The organism is Nonomuraea angiospora, assembly GCF_014873145.1.
Lineage (GTDB): Bacteria > Actinomycetota > Actinomycetes > Streptosporangiales > Streptosporangiaceae > Nonomuraea > Nonomuraea angiospora.
Genome location: NZ_JADBEK010000001.1, coordinates 12,400,206 through 12,412,642, shown reverse-complemented (window position 1 = coordinate 12,412,642; position 12,437 = coordinate 12,400,206). Strand labels below are relative to the sequence as shown.

Here is a 12,437-nt window from a genome sequence, read left to right as displayed (position 1 = left end):
TGGGCCGTCCGGGACGGCCATCCACCGCTGCCGCGGTCAAGGCCCTCATCCTGCGTATGGGCCCTCACCCCGCCAGGTTCTTGACCACCTCTCCAGCGATCTCCTCCACGCCTTCGAGGAGCTCCGCCTCGGGAACCGGCCGGCTGTCCTCGTTCGGGAACATCGTGCGTCCCTTGTCGTCAGAGCCTCGGAACCGGATTTCGATCGTGGCGTTGCCCCGGACGACGTAGATCCAGGCCACCGCCTCGCGCCTGCGGGTGCCCTCGGAGTAGATCGCGTTGGCCCCGTCTCCCAGGCCGGAGATCTGCTTGATCTCCCCATATTTCATGATGGGCGGGTCGCCCTCGCTCCTCCCGGACAAGTAACGCATCAAACGCCAGTCGGATTCGGCGTTGCGCATGGCTTTCTCGTGGTCGGGGAAGACGTTGACCTTGACGCTGATCGAGCGCGTCTGGTTGTAGCCGCCCTTCATGTCGTAGCCCTTCGGCTTCCACTCGCAGTCCTTCCGCTTGGCGCCGTAACCGTCCTTGGCGACGCCCGGCCCCGACGCGGTCTTGGGGGCGAGCCGCGCGATCAAGCTCTCGGGCAGCAGGTCGCACACCTCGGGCACATCCTGCAACGGCGGGAAGGTGGAGGTGACGGTCGGGGAGGCCGACGGTTCCGCCGGGTCATCCGTGGGTTCTGTGGAACGATCGAAAGTGGGGTCCGGGGACAGGTGCCCCGAGGGCGGGGAGGCGGGCGGCTCCACCTGGCTGCCCGTGTCGAAGGGTAACGCCGCAGGAGGCTGCGAGCCGGCGTTCCGTACGGCGATGAGCCCGCCGCCGATCACCGCGACCGCTGCGGCCGTCGCCATGATCCACATCGCCCAGCCCGGGGGGGGCGAGCTCGACGGCTGCTCACTGCCGTTGTCCGGCCAGTAGGAGGCGGGAGGAACGGGAGGGGCAGTGGTCATCTTCGCTCCGGAGCTCGGACGTCTGGACCGGTCAAGGCATGAAATATAGCGAACTGAAACCGGCCCTCAATATTGTTTCCCCTGTGGCTGCTGATGTTCGAGGAGAGAGGGTGGCGGGCCGCTATCGCGTGCTGACAGCACTCGGCCAAGGGGGCATGGGGACGATATGGCTGGCCCACGACGAACTCCTCGACCGCCAAGTCGCGATCAAGGAATTACGCATACCGGAGTCGCTCCCCGCCTCCGAGCGCGAGGAGGCAGTGCAGCGGTCGATGCGTGAGGCGATGGCCGCCGCGCAGTTACGGCACCCGAACATCATCACGATTCATGACGTGCTCGTCCACAACGGCATGCCCTGGATCGTCATGGAACTGCTGACGGGCCGCGACCTCAAGGACGCGGTGGCCGCCGAGGGGCCGTGGGCCCCACAGCGTGTGGCGATGCTGGGGCTCCAGGTGCTCGATGCGCTGTCCACCGCGCACGCCCACGGCATCCAGCACCGTGACGTGAAACCGGCCAACGTGTTCCTGACCGACGACGGCCGGGTGGTGCTCACCGACTTCGGCATCGCCCGGCTGGAGGACCAGGCCACGATCACCGAGTCGGGCCTGCTCCTCGGCTCCCCCGGCTACATCGCACCGGAACGGCTCCGCGGCGAACGCGGCGGCCCGGCCTCCGACCTGTGGTCGCTGGCCGCCACCCTGTACTCCGCGGTGGAGGGCATGGCCCCCTACGCCGGCACCTCCCCCATGGCGGTCCTGCGTGACGCGCTGACCTTGCCGCCGCGGGCTCCCACGCGTGCCGGGAGCCTTGGCCCGGTGCTCATCCACATGATGGCGCGCGAACCCCACCAGCGTCCTGATGCCCGGACCGCGGCGCACCTGCTGCAGCGGGTGGCGCAGGGCCAGGACGCCACGGCGCCCCTGACCGCACCGCGCAGGTGGCGCAGGCACGGGCCGATCCTCGCCGTCGCCGGGGCTGCGGCCGTGGCCGCCGTGGTCGTCACCGTCGCGCTCCTGCCCACGTCCGCGCCGGCCCCGACGCGGCCCACGTCGGACGCGGGCGCGCAAGCCGCCACCTCCGTCCCCGGCCGCACGCCGACGGCACCGGCGACGCCGATCGCGGCGACCTCCGAGCCCGTCGCGCGGTTCACCGTCCCCGTGAATCCCTGCGCGCTCATGACGCCAACGCAAGTGCGCCTTCTGGTCCCGAAGGCCGCCGCCGAGGGCCGGCGCGACGGCGAGGGCTGCGACTGGACGGCGCGCGGCAACGGCGTAGGAGTGTCCCCGCTGAAGCCGGGGAAGGCGGACAGCGCCTGGGGGCGCAGCCTGGACGAGGCCTCGGAGGCGTTCGTCAACAGACTGAACAGTGCGGCGTCCGGGTCGAGGATCCCCTGGAAGTGGCCGGACATCGGCCTCGAGAAGATGATCACGCAGGGGCGCAGCCCGTCCCAGGAGGTCGATGGCATCGGGGACGAGGCGTTCAGCTACGTGTACGTCAACCCCAAGGGCCAGGTGGAACGGCACGACGTCGTCTTCCGCCTCAGCAATGTCGTGATCGAGATCAAGTACGTCGACCTCAGCAAGGTCGGGGACGACGAAGCCCTGCGCAAGGGCGCGCGTGACGCCGCCCGATGGGTCGCGGCGGCGCTAGGAAGCCAGGAGTGATGTGATGAACCAGCCACGCCTCGTGGGCGGGCGTTACCGGTTGCTCGCGCCCATCGGCCGGGGCGGAATGGGGGTGGTGTGGCAGGCCCACGACACCGCGATCGGCCGCGAGGTGGCGATCAAGCAGGTGCATATTCCGCCGGACCTGTCCCCGGACGACCATGCGCGGCTGCGCGCGCGTACGCTGCACGAGGCCCGGGCGGCAGCGCACGTCAGGCACCCCTCCGTGGTCGCCATCCACGACGTGGTCGAGGACGGCGCCGAACCGTGGATCGTCATGGAGCTCGTCAAGGGCCGCTCGCTCGACCAGATCGTAAGGTCGGGCGGGCCGATGTCGCCGGAGTGGGCGGCTTCGATCGGGCTGTTCGTGCTGTCCGCGCTGGCCTCCGCGCACAGCCGCGGTCTGCAGCACCGCGACGTCAAACCGGCCAACGTGCTGCTGGCCGACGACGGCCGCGTCATGCTGTCCGACTTCGGCATCGCCACGCGGGCCGGCGGGCAACCGGGCGGCGCGCCGATGGGCACGCCCGGCTTCACCGCCCCCGAGGCGCTCACCGAAGAGCCCGGCCGGGCCGCTGGTCCCGCTTCCGACCTCTGGTCGCTCGGCGCGACGATCTACACGGCCGTCGAGGGCGTGCCGCCGTTCTCCCGTCCGACCGCCCTGGCTACGCACGGTGCGGTGATGACCGAGCCACCAAGACCGCCGCAGCGGTCGGGCCCGCTCGCGCCCCTGCTCATGCGGCTGCTGGAGAAGGACCCGGCACGGCGCCCGGACACGGTGACGCTCAGGGCGGCCCTGAACTCCATCACGCAAGGCACCGCCGCCACAGTTCCCGCTTCGCGCGCGACGTCGTGGGTGCTGCCTCGGCTTCCGGTGTACGGGTTCGCGGCAGCCGTGATCGTCGCCTTCGTCATGTCGGTCACGCTCATTCTGGCCACCTCGTCACCGTCCGCCCCCTTATCCACCTCCCCGCCTGCGGCCGCGACGGGCGCAGAGTCCCCGCCGGCCACGGCGACGCCGACCGGCGCAGCCACGGGGACCGCCTCCCCGTCGAGTACGGGAACGCCGGTCGTCCGCACGCCCGGCAAGTTCACCACGATCCCCAGGCCATGCCAGCTGCTCACCCGGGATCAGGCCACGCAGGTGGTGGGCACGTACCGGACCACCGCCCTCGAGCCCACGGTCGTCTGCGCGTGGAGCCGGGTCCGCGACGACAAGGCACTCACGATGTATCTCACTCTCTACTTGTACCCGCAGCAGGGCGACGGTTACGAGACCAGGCTCGCCGAGGATCACGTGCAAGGCGCCAAGGCCGAGGCCGAGTCGGAGGCGGGCCGGGGCGGCACCGGCACCAAGCTGGGCGAGGTCTTCGACATCCCCGGCGCGGGTGACGGGGCAGTCGCCTGGGAGGTGCAGGACACCACGTTCAGCACCAAGAAGCACACGGTCTACTCGGTCTTCAGGACCAGCAACATCGTGGGCCAGATCCGCTTCACCCGCAACGTCACGCAGGAGCCGGGACTGCGGGACAAGGCCGCTCAGGCGGTCAAGTACCTCGCTGAGAACCTCGACGCCAAGGCCTGAGGCATGCACGTCGTCGCTGCTCGTTATCACCTGCTCGCACCGTTGGGCGCCGGCGGCGCCGGCACGGTGTGGCGGGCGTACGACGCGGTGCTGCACCGCGAGGTCGCCGTCAAGCAGGTACGCCTGCCGTCCGACCTCGCCCTCACGGAGCAGGCACTCGCGGCCACACTGCGCGAGGCCCGCTCCGCGGCGTCGCTGAACCACCCCGCGATCATCACCGTGCACGACGTCATCGCCGAGTCGGGCCAGCCGTGGATCGTCATGGACCTGCTCGCCGGCCGGTCGCTGGCCGACCTGATCAAGGAACACGGCAGGCTCCCCGCCGGTCAGGTCGCCACGATCGGGCTGCGGGTGCTCGACGCGCTGGAGGCGGCGCACCGGCACGGCATCCTGCACCGCGACGTGAAGCCGGGCAACGTGATCGTCACCGACTCCGGCGAGGCGATCCTCACCGACTTCGGCATCGCCACGCACATCACCGACACCGCGGCCGCGTCCCCGGCGGGCACGGCGACCGGGCGGCCGGGCACGGCGGGCACGCCGGGGTACATCGCTCCCGAGCGACTGCGTGGCGAGCCCGCCGGGCCGGCCTCCGACCTCTGGTCGCTGGCCGCCACTCTGTTCACGGCGGTGGAGGGGCGCGGGCCGTACCAGCGCGACTCCCCCATGGCGAGCATCGCGGCAGTGCTCACCCAGCCGCCACCGCCCGCCGTCAACGCGGGACCGTTCGGCGAGCTGCTGGTGGCGTTGCTGAACGCGAACCCGGCCACGCGGCCGCATCCCCAAGTGATCAGGGAGGTTCTCCAGCCGGTGGCGGTTGCGCTGCCCACGCGCCAGTCGGCGGTTACGGCACCGACCACTGCGCCGGTGCCGCGGCGGAAGAGCAGGCTTCCCCTCGCGCTGGGCGGGCTGGCGGTCGCCGCCTCGATCACCGTCACGGCTGTGCTGCTGGTCAACGCCCCTGCCCAGATGACCGAGCTCCCGCCGGACCAGTCCGCCACCCGGTCGTCGCCCGCCCCGCAGCCGACGGCCACGACGACCGCGGCTCCGTCCCAGGCCCCGAGGGGAGACGGCGCCTTCGCGACGGCGCCGCACGCCTGCCGGCTCGTGAGCGACGAGCGGGCGTCGAAGATCATGCCTGGGCTGTCCAGGCGGCAGGTCAGGCTCGACCCCACCAAGTGCGACTGGGTCGTCGGAACCCTCAAGGACGTCGTCAGCATCAAGATCTCGCACTCGGCGCAGGTGGCGGTGACGCAAAAGATCTTCACCGGCAGGAGACAGGCGCAGGCCTCCATGAAGGGCAGTGAGTCCTCGATCACCCGTCAGGCTGTGCGTGACCTGCCCGGCATCGGAAACGAGGCCTTCGGCCAGAACTGGTGGGACACGACGTCCACGCAGGCCCACAGCATCGTGTGGGTACGCGTCAGCAACCTGGTCGTCGAGATCGACTCTGCCGCCCACGACAGCTCCGAGCTGCGACCCGGGCAGCAGGACCGGGCGGTCGAGGCGGCCCGCGCGCTGGCGGACGCGCTGGCGGAGGTCGCATCGACGGACACCGGCTGATGCGCCCGACCCACGGGAGGATGGCCAGGCACCGGCCACGCGGGCGCGATCGGGCGGTGTCCCCGGCAACGGGCCCCGTACAGATCGGCGAGACAACCGAGCACCTTCCCCAGAGCCCCCGAGAGGAGACGTGGCGTTTCGCCCGGTTACCGAAGAACCGGATCTCCGCGCCGCGAACGAGATGAACGATCGACCGACCCAGCCCCGTCCCCCACGACCCGGCATCCGGATGACGCCAGTCCTGCTCAGCGGGGCCATGGCGGTGCTCGTGCTGATGGTGTTCACGATCGCCTTCCTCCTGACGCGGGAGCGGCCGCAGGTCCCGACCGCCTCCGCGGCCACGACGGCCCCCGCTCCGGTGCGCAGCGCGACCGACCGTCCCCCGGCAACAGACGTCCCCCAGGCGCAACCCTCGACGAGCGAGCCGGTCCCGACCGGGGAGGCGAAGTTCACCAAGGAGCTGGATCCGTGTGGCCTCCTCACCGAGGACCTGCTGGCCAAGCTCGTCCTCTTCCCGAGGAAGTCGCAGATCTACAAGGAGGAGTGCGAGTGGAACACCACGCCCGAGTACGGAACCTCGCTTCCCGACAACATGAGCTTCACTGTGAAGGTGTACGCCAAGGTGTTCCCCGAGGGGGTGGCGAAGGCGCATGAGCAGTTGATCGCGCGCCGGTACAAGGCGGAGTTGATACCCAGGGGATATGCCAAGGCCGACCCGGCGATCGGGGATGATTCCTATGTCACGAGGTGGACGATGCCCGGTGGCACAGGCAGGGGGCCCACCACGGCGGTCGTGGGCGTCCGGCTGAGCAACGCGGTGATCGAGGTCAGGTATGACCGCAGAGTCACCGGGGACCCCGAGGGCCGGCTGGCCAGAGGCGCGCTGGACGCGGCCAAGGCGATCGCCGACAAGGTCGGCACGGGCGCGGGGTGAGGACCGAGTGAGCTGGCATCGCGCGGACGAAGATCTTCGGTGGGAGAATCTCCGGGATGACCATCTCTGACACCGTCGGACATATATGGCGCACCAGTGTCCTGTTGCAGAGCGCTCGGTGGACGGGACGGCACCTGGCACGCCTGGCAGGGCCCGCCCTCATCGCGTCGTTACCGGCGGCCATCGTGGTGTACCTGGCAGCCATGCCGCTGGTCGGGGATGCGGGCGGCCTGGTCAACGGGCAGTTCGCGCTGCTGTCCGCGCTCCCTGGACCGTTGGTGGGCTGGACGGTCGCGATGGGGGTCGTCTCGATGCTCGCGCACGCCGTGGTGCTGCCCGCGACTGTGCTGATGGCGGCGGGGCTGATGCTCGACCGCTCCGTGTCGCCGTCCGTCGCGCTGCGGACCGCGCTACGGCGCGCGCCCGCCATGCTCGCGGCCGGTGCGATCATGCTGCTCGGGTGGGTGGCGATCGTGGCCGCCGGGCTCGGCGTGGCCTGGGTGACCGCTCAGGTGTGGCTGGCGATCCTTGTCATGCTGGGGTTCGCGGCGCTCGCGGCGCCGTTCCTGCTGGCCGTGCCGGCCGTGATCCTGGAAGGGCGTTCGGGATGGCGGGCGCTCGGCCGCGGTTGGCGCCTGGGCGACCGGCTGGCGTATGGCGGGGTCACGCTGCTCGTGGGCGTGCTGGGAGTGCCCGCGCTCGCCTGGCAGGGACTGGACCGGCTCATGCCGCAGTTGCCCGACTCGATCGCGGCGGCCGTCACGGGTGTGGGGTACGGCCTGGTGGGCGTGCTGGCCACTGTCTTCCAGGCGGTCGTGCTGGCCAGGATGTTCTTGTTCCTGCCGGACGAGAGCGAGCGGGAAAGGGTGTCCGAGGAGGTCTTGCGCCTGCTCCCGCACGGTCCTCCCGTTCCCGCCAGGCCCGTCCGGGTGGTCGCGGCGCTGGCGCTGCCGGGTCTGCTGTACGGCGGCGTCGCCCTGATCAACCCGCTCGGCTGGGTGGAGGTCACGGAGAAGACCCTGGCGGAGGGATGGACGCGGGACTCGGAAAGCTCGGGCGGCGGCGGCCTCGGCCCCTACTCCGTTGACCTGCGTGCCCTGTACTCCGGCACTGACCGGCCGCTGACGATGGTCATGAACAACACACTCAGCCACCGCAGCGGGATCAGGACCAGCGTGCTCACCTGCGAGGATGCCGACTGCCGCGACAACACCCTCACGTATCCACGCGGGCCGAACCAGTTCGGACCTGTGGTGGGCAGCGCGCGGCTGGCCGACGGGCGCCTAGTCCTGGCCGTCTGGACGAAGAACCCCGGCGACTCGCCCGGGCGCGTCCCCATGGTCCGGCTCGGCCTGCTGATCTGCGACCGGGAAGGGTGCAGGTCCCCTGAGGGGGGCAAGCCGCTCTCCGAGCCCGACGGTTACGTATTCGGAAACACCGACCCCGTGGCCATCGCCGTACGGCCGAACGGCGGCCTGGTCATCGCGCAAACGCGCGAGAACGAGGGCAGCCGGGACGAGCCGGATTCGGAGACGGTTTCGTTTACGTACTGCGACGACCCGATCTGTTCCCGGCCCGAACGCAGGATGTCCGCCACTCTGGACGCGGACTTCGGGAGTTACGAGGATGACGTCCTGGCGCTCGTGGTCGGCGCGGACGATCGGCCGGTGGCCGCGCGTGCCGACTCCAAGACCGGCGCCATGTTCGTGATCGCCTGCGCCGACGCGGCCTGCACGACCCCGCGGGTGGCAAAGCCCGAGGAGGGCAGCGACAAGGAAGATGCCGATGGCGACTTTTTGAGGTACATGTATGCCAGCGACAAGCGCGGCCATTTGACCATGGCCATGCGCGCAGACGGGCGGCCGGTCATCGTACGCCGCGACGTGATGGACGGCTCGATCAGCCTGCTCGACTGCCGGGACCGGACCTGCGCTCAGATCGACAAGGTCGCGCTGGCGGGTCCGGCTCTCGCCCGTTGGCTGCCGGCCCTGGCAGTGGACAAGGCCGGGCGGGCGCTGGTGGCCTACCAGGATCCCAAGGCCCGGCAGATCGTGCTGGCCACCTGCTCGGGCGGCAAGTGCGAGACCGCCGTCGCGGCCAGGATCCGCAACAGCCTCGGCAGCGTCTTGACCATGACCCTGGACGGCCGGGGGCGGCCGGTGATCGCCTGGGTGGACGACACCCTAGGGAGACAGCGCGAATGGGCGCTCAAGGTCACCACGGTGCTCTGAGCGCCACGGCTGGCGGTGCCGGCCAACCAGCAGGCCGGGGCGAGCTTGCGGTGCTTGGCCTGGCCGACCAGTCGTGCGTTCCGCGCATCGGCCTCATGGCAGGCGCAGACCGCGCAGCCGCGTCCACGACAGCAGCACGTGCACCCGGTCCGGAAGGTCGAGCTTGGTCAGGATGCTCGACACGTGCACCTTCACGGTGTAGCGGCTGATGACGAGCCGGCGGGCGATCTCGTCGTTGGACAGGCCCTCGGTGATCAGCTCGCACACCTGCCGCTCGCGGTCGGTGAGCCGCTCCGCCGCCGCCAGGAGGACCCGGTCGGCCTCGGTGGGCAGCGCGGGTTGCAACGCCTCGATCATCCGGGTCGTCGCCTCCGGCGCCAGCACCGACTGGCCGGCGGCGACGATCCTGATGCCGTCGCGGATGCGCTCACCCGGCGCGTCCTTGAGCAGGAACCCGCTGGCGCCGGCCTGCAGGCCGGCGTAGACGTAGCTGTCCAGGTCGTACGTCGTGAGAATGAGGACTCGGCTGGGCCCGCCGACGATGCGGCGGGTGGCCTCGATGCCGTCCATTCCGGGTAGCCGGACATCCATGAGCACCACGTCCGGCCGGAGCTCCGCGGCGGCGGCCACGGCGGTGGCGCCGTCGCCCACGGCGGCCACCACGCTCAGGTCGTCGGCGGCCCCGACCAGGCGGACCAGCGCCTCGCGCAGGAGTTGCTCGTCATCGCAGACCAGGACGCGGATGACGGTCATGGCACTTCCCGTAGCGGCAGCGTCGCGCGCACCTCGAACGTCTCGCGCCCCGCGCGCACCTGTACCGAGCCGCCGAGCAGTCCGACGCGTTCGCGCATGCCGACCAGCCCCACTCCGCCCGCCGTGCCGATGGGCCTGGACGTCACCGGGTTGGTGATCGTGACCGTCAGGCGGGTGGCGTCGTAGTGCAGCAGCACGCGCACGTCCACGGGGCCGGCGTGCTTGGCGACGTTGGTCAGCGCTTCCTGGACGACGCGGTAGGCGGCCAGTTCGATGCTGGTGTCGACCTGGCGTACGGCGCCCGAGCGGGTCAGCGTCGCCCGCGGCCCGCCCGGTGGGATGGCCGCCACAAGGGCGTCGAGGTGTTCCAGCCGTGGGGGCGGGGCGAGCGGGTCGTGGCCGGGCGGCGCCTGTCTGAGCACGCCGAGCAGCCGCCGCAGCTCGGCCAGCGACTCCCGGCCGGTGCGGGCCACGCGCCGCAGCGTCTCCTCCATGTCGTCACGCGTGTCGGCGCCCGCTTCGGCGTCCACCACCATGGTGGTGATCGAGTGGTTGAGGATGTCGTGCAGCTCCCTGGCCAGCAGCGTCCGCTCGCGTTCGGCCGCGCGCCGCTCGGCGAGCTCGCGCTCGGCCTCCAGCCGCCGCGAGCGGGCCTGCAACTCGTGGATGCGGTCACGCCGCCGCCCGTCCAGCCGCCCCATGGCCCAGAACCCGACGACGAGCACCGCCGCCGCCGCGTACGTCACCACGACCCGCACCGGATCGCCAAGGGACACCAGCGTGACCGGCAGACCGATGCCCAGCAGCGCCAGCACCGCCGCGACGCCGATCACCCTGTGGGCTCCCCGGCCCCACGCCCCGAGGCGGGACGCGGCGACGAGGGGAGCGACCAGGACGGGCATCTTGACCAGGATCAGCATCAGTTCCAGGGCGACGCTCGCGCCCAGGACGGTGAGCGGGAAGCGGCGTGACCACGTCAGGGCCACCGACTGGGCGCCGGTCAGGGCCAGTTGCAGGCCCAGGTCGGCACCGGGCGCGACCAGCCAGCCGACCAGCGGCGGCAGCAGGGCCGGGACGCCGTCGCTCAGCCACTCCATCCGGGTTTCGCGCCGCGCCTGATCGCCCGCGTGCGCATCCAGCCGGCCGCCGCCAACGCCACCACCGGCGCCCAGGGCAGCAACGCGATCGTCCAGCTCAGCCCGAGCGGCGGGCCGGGCTGCTCGATCGCCTGGATCGGCAGGACCCCGCTGGAGGTCCTGCCCGCGTTCTCCACGGCGAACTCGAACCGCCATGTGCCCTCCTCCGGCAGTGAGACGACGTCCAGCCCCCAGACCTGATCCGCCCGGGGGTGCCGCGGTAGCACGATGGCATCGCCACGACGCTGCAGGACGATGCCCTTCAACCCTCGGCGGTCGCCGCTGGGCGACACGGTCGTGAGCAGGCCGGTGCGCCCGTCGATGCCGCCGGCCGGCTCGAAGGTGAAGTCGAGCGACTGCAGGGAGCGGATCGGCCACTTTGTGAACCCTACGGTGATCGGGGCGCCGTCGCTCATGGAGACGGTCTCGGTGTGCACGATCTCGCCCGGCAGCGGGGCGGCGGCGGCCGGGCCCGCGACGGCCAGGACTGCCAGGGCCACCGCCGGGATCACCAGGATGCGCTTCATGCCGTCACCACCTGCGGGACGGAGGCCGCGCGCTCGCCGAAGCGGCGCAGCAGAACGGCGCACTGCCAGCCCAGCGAGCCCATCACCGTGCCAAGGGCGGTCGCCGCGAGCAGGGTGACCGGCAGGTTCATCTCCATGATGCCGATCCCGCCGTAGAAGAGAGCCGTGTTGACGCCGGCCAGCGCGCCGGCCGCCACCGCGATCCGTCCCGGGTGCACGCCGCGCCGCACCGCCCAGGCCGTCATGGCGCCGGCCAGCAGCGCGACGAGCGGGTACGTGGCCGGGAACCCGATCAGAGCCTGCGGCAGGTTCGCGGCGTAGTCGCGCATCGGCTGGCCGATCGCCTCGGCGTACCAGCGGGTGGCGGCCGGGGCGAACAGCGACAGCCCGCCCTGGACGAGCACGAACGTCAGCCCAGTGGCGGCGGGCCAGTGCCAGGATCGGGCAAGCCCGACGACCAGGCTCAGAATGAGCGCGGCGGCCGCGCCCAGCCCGAGCACACGCGGCGCGATCCCGGGCAGCCATTCGAAGACCAGCTCGGAAACCATGCCGAACGCCGACGTCGAACCGAGGGTGGCCAGACCGACGGCCAGTGCCAGACCCCACCGTTCGGAGCGGGTGCGCCGCAGCACGGCGAATGCCATGATCATGGCGAAGATCTCGACCTGGATGGACAGGCCGAGCCCGAAATGCGACGGGGTGGGCCCGGCGGCGATGTCGAAGCCGTACACCTCGTGCCACCACAGGTCGGAGCCCGCGTACAGGAGGTTGCCCGAGGCGCCGAGCCCGCCCACGAGGAACGGCCACGGCGCCCGGAACGTGCGGAACACCGTCACCGACGGCGTGCCGGTGGCCGGGCCACGCCCCCAGGTGGACAGCAGCACCACGATCAGGCAGGTGAGCCCGATGACGCCGGTGCCCGCGTAGAGGAGCAGGTGGGGGGCGGTCCAGAAGTTGTCGGGACCGACGTCGCCGTGCCACTGCCCGTCCCACACCATGCCGGTCAGCAACGTGGCATAGCCGAGGAGCAGGAACCAGGCGCCGGTGACTTCCCGGCGGGGTAAGTGCGAAGGTTCGGGTGACATTCGG

Annotated in this window: 10 protein-coding genes; 5 read left to right on the top strand and 5 right to left on the bottom strand. The window is 71.3% G+C overall.

What is annotated here, in order from left to right; all coding sequences use genetic code 11:
• Positions 1-64 precede the first annotated feature (64 nt).
• Positions 65-952 (bottom strand): hypothetical protein, encoded by an 888-nt coding sequence (locus H4W80_RS56940; RefSeq protein WP_192792648.1) that lies wholly within the window; start codon positions 950-952, stop codon positions 65-67.
• Between the two features lie 38 nt (positions 953-990).
• Here H4W80_RS56940 and H4W80_RS56935 point away from each other — a divergent pair, with 38 nt between their 5' ends.
• The 5 genes from H4W80_RS56935 (at position 991) to H4W80_RS56915 (ending at position 8,932) form a co-directional block, all read left to right on the top strand.
• Positions 991-2,619, top strand: a complete 1,629-nt coding sequence (locus H4W80_RS56935; protein ID WP_225964253.1) for a serine/threonine-protein kinase — start codon at positions 991-993, stop codon at positions 2,617-2,619.
• 4 nt (positions 2,620-2,623) lie between these two features.
• Entirely contained in the window at positions 2,624-4,204 is a 1,581-nt protein-coding gene (locus H4W80_RS56930) for a serine/threonine-protein kinase (protein ID WP_192792646.1), read from the top strand.
• Positions 4,205-4,207: 3 nt separating this feature from the next.
• On the top strand, positions 4,208-5,767 hold the full coding sequence (locus tag H4W80_RS56925; RefSeq protein WP_192792645.1) for a serine/threonine-protein kinase: 1,560 nt from the start codon (positions 4,208-4,210) through the stop codon (positions 5,765-5,767).
• A gap of 229 nt (positions 5,768-5,996) precedes the next feature.
• A complete protein-coding gene (locus H4W80_RS56920) occupies positions 5,997-6,701 on the top strand; it encodes a hypothetical protein (protein WP_192792644.1) in 705 nt (234 codons plus the stop codon).
• Positions 6,702-6,757: 56 nt separating this feature from the next.
• Positions 6,758-8,932: a hypothetical protein gene (locus H4W80_RS56915; RefSeq protein ID WP_192792643.1), complete on the top strand. Its 2,175-nt coding sequence runs from the start codon at positions 6,758-6,760 to the stop codon at positions 8,930-8,932.
• A 93-nt stretch (positions 8,933-9,025) separates the two neighbouring features.
• Here H4W80_RS56915 and H4W80_RS56910 read toward each other — a convergent pair whose 3' ends face one another.
• Genes H4W80_RS56910 through H4W80_RS56895 form a run of 4 tightly spaced genes read right to left on the bottom strand, consistent with a single transcriptional unit; the run spans position 9,026 to position 12,433 of the window.
• The gene (locus H4W80_RS56910; protein WP_192792642.1) at positions 9,026-9,685 is read right to left on the bottom strand and encodes a response regulator; all 660 of its coding nucleotides are present in this window, start codon (positions 9,683-9,685) and stop codon (positions 9,026-9,028) included.
• Positions 9,682-10,782 (bottom strand): sensor histidine kinase, encoded by a 1,101-nt coding sequence (locus H4W80_RS56905; protein ID WP_192792641.1) that lies wholly within the window; start codon positions 10,780-10,782, stop codon positions 9,682-9,684. Before H4W80_RS56905 ends, H4W80_RS56910 begins: the two co-directional genes overlap by 4 nt.
• Complete coding sequence (locus H4W80_RS56900; RefSeq protein WP_225964252.1) at positions 10,770-11,348, bottom strand: hypothetical protein; 579 nt, start codon at positions 11,346-11,348, stop codon at positions 10,770-10,772. The genes H4W80_RS56905 and H4W80_RS56900 overlap by 13 nt, the downstream gene beginning before the upstream one ends.
• On the bottom strand, positions 11,345-12,433 hold the full coding sequence (locus H4W80_RS56895; RefSeq protein ID WP_192792640.1) for a hypothetical protein: 1,089 nt from the start codon (positions 12,431-12,433) through the stop codon (positions 11,345-11,347). The genes H4W80_RS56900 and H4W80_RS56895 overlap by 4 nt, the downstream gene beginning before the upstream one ends.
• Positions 12,434-12,437: the final 4 nt, after the last annotated feature.

Excerpts from the sequence above, each read along its gene's own strand:
- H4W80_RS56895 (WP_192792640.1), bottom strand. The coding sequence starts at position 12,433 with ATGTCACCCGAACCTTCGCACTTACCCCGCCGGGAAGTCACCGGCGCC.
- H4W80_RS56915 (WP_192792643.1), top strand. The coding sequence starts at position 6,758 with ATGACCATCTCTGACACCGTCGGACATATATGGCGCACCAGTGTCCTG.
- H4W80_RS56910 (WP_192792642.1), bottom strand. The coding sequence starts at position 9,685 with ATGACCGTCATCCGCGTCCTGGTCTGCGATGACGAGCAACTCCTGCGC.
- H4W80_RS56905 (WP_192792641.1), bottom strand. The coding sequence starts at position 10,782 with ATGGAGTGGCTGAGCGACGGCGTCCCGGCCCTGCTGCCGCCGCTGGTC.
- H4W80_RS56925 (WP_192792645.1), top strand. The coding sequence starts at position 4,208 with ATGCACGTCGTCGCTGCTCGTTATCACCTGCTCGCACCGTTGGGCGCC.
- H4W80_RS56940 (WP_192792648.1), bottom strand. The coding sequence starts at position 952 with ATGACCACTGCCCCTCCCGTTCCTCCCGCCTCCTACTGGCCGGACAAC.
- H4W80_RS56935 (WP_225964253.1), top strand. The coding sequence starts at position 991 with ATGAAATATAGCGAACTGAAACCGGCCCTCAATATTGTTTCCCCTGTG.
- H4W80_RS56920 (WP_192792644.1), top strand. The coding sequence starts at position 5,997 with ATGACGCCAGTCCTGCTCAGCGGGGCCATGGCGGTGCTCGTGCTGATG.
- H4W80_RS56900 (WP_225964252.1), bottom strand. The coding sequence starts at position 11,348 with ATGAAGCGCATCCTGGTGATCCCGGCGGTGGCCCTGGCAGTCCTGGCC.
- H4W80_RS56930 (WP_192792646.1), top strand. The coding sequence starts at position 2,624 with ATGAACCAGCCACGCCTCGTGGGCGGGCGTTACCGGTTGCTCGCGCCC.